Source organism: Protofrankia sp. Cas8 (genome assembly GCF_963555845.1).
In the GTDB taxonomy this organism is placed as follows: domain Bacteria; phylum Actinomycetota; class Actinomycetes; order Frankiales; family Frankiaceae; genus Protofrankia.
This window is the reverse complement of sequence record NZ_CAUVXI010000310.1, coordinates 1-4,384: the sequence shown is the minus strand read 5'-3', so window position 1 is coordinate 4,384 and position 4,384 is coordinate 1. Positions and strand designations below refer to the sequence as shown.

Genomic DNA, 4,384 nt, shown 5'->3' with positions numbered 1-4,384 from the left:
CACCGCCGGGACAGGAACTGGAACTGGAACGACAGTAACGACCGATTCAAGCCCGCGGAAATCTGCGGGATTGGTGGTGAACAGAGGAAGCTTGTTCGCTGCCGCGATGCCGGCGATCATCAGGTCGGCGACGCGGCCGCGTGGCTTGCGGCCCATGGCGATCGTCTCGGCGGCGATAATCCCGTACTGCCGGGCGGCCTCAACATCGAAGGGCAGCGGGCTGAAGGTCGCCTCGACTCGCTGGACGCGAAGGACCCGCCGGGCGCGTTCACGGGCATCCACGGCCGAGTGCACCCCGGCCGACAGCTCGGCGAGGCTGACCGCGCTGGTGAGGAGCTCGGCGGGCAGCTGATCGACCGCCAGCCGTTCCAGGCATATCAGGATGTTCGTGTCGCCGAGCCCGCGCAGGTAGCGGGCAGTCACTCGCCGTCCCCGGGCTCGCGGACGCGTTCGTAGGCGTCGAAGTATGCCTCAGCGTCCGCGTAGCGCCCCTGATCGGCACGGAACGCCTCTGCGCTCATCGGAGGCAGGTCCTCGAACATCGTCATAAGCTCAGTGACCGGAACCGACTGGCGGCGCACGGGAGTCGCCTGGTGAACATAGGCGTCGATGGCAGCCAGCGCGACTTGCTGCATGGAACGATGTTCAGCCTCCGCCTTCCGCCGGAGCGCCTCCGTCTGTTCATCGCTGAGCCTGAGCGTCATAGCCACAACCCACATGATACCGCGTGGTACCACCAGTGCCCAGCGCTGACACCGAGCCTTCCCGCGCAGGCCAGGCACAGGGGCGCTGTTGCGTTGGTGGGGCGCGGTGGCTGGGCTCGCGGGTCGACCCATCATGATCCACTCCGGCGATCGGCCCAGCTCAGCGGCCCGAACCCGCTACTTGCACCCCACACGCCCGCAACCTGCTGATGGACCTCGACCAGCGCGTCCGGCCGATCGCTTTCCTGATCCGGGACCGCGCCGGCCAGTTCACCGCCTCGTTCGACGCCGTGTTCACCGCCTCGTTCGACGCCGTGTTCACCGCCGACGGCATCCGGATTCTCCTAAGTAGTCTCGCCCGTAAGTCCTTCGGGGGTTGACACCTGGGCGCATGGTGTGGGGCCGGTCAGATGCCGGGGATGGACAGGTACAGCTCGCAGGCGCAGTCCAGGGCTTCTTCGGGGGTGCCGGTGAAGGTCCCGGCGGGCAGGACAGCGTCTTGGTAGCCGTCTTTGCTGGCGAGGTAGAGGCCGAATCCCCAGTCGGCGGCGGATCCGGTGTAGCGCAGCCGCATCAGCGGGACGTCCTCGCCGTCGGCGAGGGGACGGGGCGTACCGCCCAGCGCTTCCGCTTGCGGGCACCACTGCACGCCTCATCTTCATCAAGACGATCCCTCCGCAGCTGACTTCGCTTGGCGTGCGGCAGGCCAGCAGGGAGGATGTTCGGCGTCGATGCAACACAGATCGTGGAAGGACATGTGGTGACAGCTACCGAGCCGGTGGTCCGTATTACCGCTGGGGCCGTGCGCGGCAGGCTCGAGTCGGACCTCATCGTCTTCAAAGGCATCCCGTTCGCCGAACCACCGGCGCGATTCGCCGCACCGCAGCGGGTGACGGCGTGGGCCGGGACGCTAAACGCATTGTCCTACGGCCCACCACCCCCGCAATCCGGCATCTTCGGCACGGACGCAAACGCCGGGCCGACCGAGGGCTGGCTGACCGTCAACGTGTGGACACCCGATCTGGCCGCGAACCTGCCGGTGATGGTATGGATCCAGGGCGGCGGCTACCTATTCGGCACATCCGGACTGCCCGAGTACGACGGCGGTCGGCTGGCGCGCGACGGCAGCGTCGTCGTCACGTTCAACTACCGCGTGGGGATCGAGGGATTCGCCCAGATCGACGGGACACCGGCAAACCGAGGTCTGCTCGATCAAGTAGCCGCGCTGGAATGGGTTCGCGACAACATCAACACATTCGGCGGTGACCGCGACCGGGTCACTGTATTCGGCCAGTCCGCGGGCGGCGGCTGCGTGGCCGCGCTCCTGGCCACGCCACGGGCCAACGGCCTGTTCCGTCGCGCGATCGTGCAGAGCATGCCGGGCACGTTTTTCACACCTGAGCTGGCCGCCGACATCACCCGCGTCCTCGCGGCCGACCTCGGTCTGAAACCCGATGAACTAGCCACGATCGCACCCGGCGATTTGCCAGCCGTCGCGGATGCGTTCATGGCAAAGATCGACCAGTACGCCGACCGTTGGGGCCTCACCGCGCATCGTCGGATCCCACTAGGCCCCATCGTCGATGGCTCCACGCTGCCAACTGACCCCTGGCAGGCGCTGGCGGAAGGTGCTGCTCGCGACGTCGACCTCATTGCGGGGCACATGCGTCACGAGCAGCGCCTGCTGTCCCTGATCGACGGCCTACTCGGTCAGATCACCGAGGAGCAAGCGGCAACCGCGCTGAGCCTATTCGCGCCCGGGCCAGACGGTGTCGCCCGGTACCGCGCGGCCAGCGACAGCCCCGATGAGCTCTACGACTGGGTCCACTCCGACTGGCTGTTCCGGATGCCCTCGCTACACCTCGCCGAGGCCCACACCGGCCGCACCTACATGTATGAGGTCACCTGGACAGCGCCGGGCATGGGCGGCACCCTCGGCGCCTGCCACGGACTCGACGTGCCACTCGTATTCGGCAACCTGACCAGCGGCCAGCCCGCCATGCTGCTCGGCGACGACCTCACCGACGCCGAGAACCTTTCCGCGCAGATGAGAAACGCCTGGACAACCTTCGCCGCCGTCGGAAACCCCGGCTGGCCCGAGTACGACCAGCAAGAACGACTGACCCGAGTATTCGACACCGAACCGACCGTCGTCCCCTACCCGGAGGAGACGTCACGCAGAATCTGGCAGAACACCACCTTCACCCCACTGCCACTGAAAACCCCAATGTGAGAAGGCACCATCCGTGCATGCCGCGGACAAAATGCGTGTTCTGCATCAGCGCATGGAGATCGAGATCATGGCCGAATACAGCGCGAAGATCATGATGTCACGATCCGACGTTGGGCGAAAGTTGTCACACCGCGCGGCAGTGATGCACGCTCGTCGTTCGGGCCGTACTCCGTCACGCGGAAACGGTGGATGGGCTCGCCACAACGCGGACCGATCCCTGTAGCGTGCCAGAACTCGATTCGGGGCTGTGGCCTGGGGTTTCGCGCCTCGGTCAGGCGGCGCGGTGGTACTCGTTGATCACGCCTCCGAGGATCTTGCGGCGGCGGATTGGGCCTGCGAGTGGCGTGACGGTGGCCGGGTCGTGGTTCGGTGGTCGCTGGTCTCGTCCCTGGTGGGGGCGGTGGTCGTTGAAGTGGCGGGCGTATGCGTCGAGCACAGCGGTGGCGTGGCGGTCGCCGTAGAGCAGGATCTTGTCCGTGCACTCCTGGCGGACAGAGCGGATGAACCGTTCCGCGTAGCAGTTCGCCTGCGGCGTCCGCGGCGGCGTGCGCACGACCTGGATGCCTTCGGACGCGAAGACGTCGTCGAACGCTTGCGTGTATTTCGTGTCGCGGTCGCGGATCAGATACCCGCACGTAGCCAGCTGTCCGTCCAGGTCCATGGCCAGGTGGCGTGCTTGATGGGTGACCCAGGCGCCGGTCGGGTGGGCGGTGACTCCGAGGATGTGGACGCGACGCGTCTGGATCTCGATCACGAACAGCACGTACAGCCTGCGCAGGACGATCGTGTCGAGGTGGAAGAAGTCGGTGGCGAGCAGGCCGCTGGCCTGGGCGTGTAGGAAGGTGCGCCAGGTGGTGTCGGCATGGCGGCGTGGCGCCGGGCCGAGACCCGCACGGCCGAGGATCCGCCGTACGGTGCCTGCACCGATCTGATGGCCCAGGCCGAGGAGTTCGCCTTGGATGCGGCGGTGGCCCCAGGTCGGGTTGTCCCGGGCGAGGCGGATCACCAACGTCCGCAGCTCCTCATCCACCGGCGGGCGACCGGACCTCGCGGGGCAGGAGCCGGGTCAGCGCGGCCAGGATCGCACGGTCTGGCCAGCTGAACCGGGGCTGTCCGACCTGGCGGCGTAGCACCGCGACCTCGTGGCGCAACACGAGTAGCTCCGTCGTCGTCGCCGCGTCGCTGCGAGCCAGCAGGACGAGCCAGCCGAACACCCGGATCATGACCAGATACATCAGCCGCACCACCATAGACCACGATCATCCACCATCACGGCCGACGGCGAAACCGCAGGTCAACGGCCCAAAACGACTTCTGGCACGGTACAGGGGGTTCACCGGTCTCGGCCACCAGGGCCGGAGTCGCGGCCCGGGTCTGGATCCTCGATCGACACCTCACGGTTGACCAGGCGGCCAAGGGTCAGGCCTCGTCCAGCTCCGCCAGTGAT

General features: G+C 67.1%; 5 protein-coding genes and 1 pseudogene. 2 read left to right on the top strand and 4 right to left on the bottom strand.

The features are described 5' to 3' along the window. Positions 1–423: type II toxin-antitoxin system VapC family toxin (locus tag U9977_RS25920; RefSeq protein ID WP_322751903.1), on the bottom strand; the 423-nt coding region annotated here is incomplete at its 3' end. Beyond that, on the bottom strand, positions 420–635 hold the full coding sequence (locus tag U9977_RS25915) for a hypothetical protein (RefSeq protein WP_322751902.1): 216 nt from the start codon (positions 633–635) through the stop codon (positions 420–422). The genes U9977_RS25915 and U9977_RS25920, both read right to left, overlap by 4 nt. A gap of 278 nt (positions 636–913) precedes the next feature. Between U9977_RS25915 and U9977_RS27310 the strand changes: the two genes are divergently transcribed. Continuing rightward, positions 914–1,084, top strand: coding sequence for a hypothetical protein (locus U9977_RS27310; RefSeq protein WP_416210783.1), 171 nt, complete (start codon positions 914–916; stop codon positions 1,082–1,084). A 26-nt stretch (positions 1,085–1,110) separates the two neighbouring features. Here the strand turns inward: U9977_RS27310 and U9977_RS25905 are convergent, their stop codons facing one another. Further along, entirely contained in the window at positions 1,111–1,353 is a 243-nt protein-coding gene (locus U9977_RS25905) for a hypothetical protein (RefSeq protein WP_322751901.1), read from the bottom strand. 111 nt (positions 1,354–1,464) lie between these two features. Here U9977_RS25905 and U9977_RS25900 point away from each other — a divergent pair, with 111 nt between their 5' ends. Further along, positions 1,465–2,937 (top strand): carboxylesterase/lipase family protein, encoded by a 1,473-nt coding sequence (locus U9977_RS25900; RefSeq protein WP_322751900.1) that lies wholly within the window; start codon positions 1,465–1,467, stop codon positions 2,935–2,937. A gap of 271 nt (positions 2,938–3,208) precedes the next feature. Here the strand turns inward: U9977_RS25900 and U9977_RS25895 are convergent. Beyond that, positions 3,209–4,187, bottom strand: a pseudogene (locus tag U9977_RS25895) (integrase core domain-containing protein). Between the last annotated feature and the right edge of the window lie 197 nt (positions 4,188–4,384).

Excerpts from the sequence above, each read along its gene's own strand:
- U9977_RS25915 (WP_322751902.1), bottom strand. The coding sequence starts at position 635 with ATGCAGCAAGTCGCGCTGGCTGCCATCGACGCCTATGTTCACCAGGCG.
- U9977_RS27310 (WP_416210783.1), top strand. The coding sequence starts at position 914 with ATGGACCTCGACCAGCGCGTCCGGCCGATCGCTTTCCTGATCCGGGAC.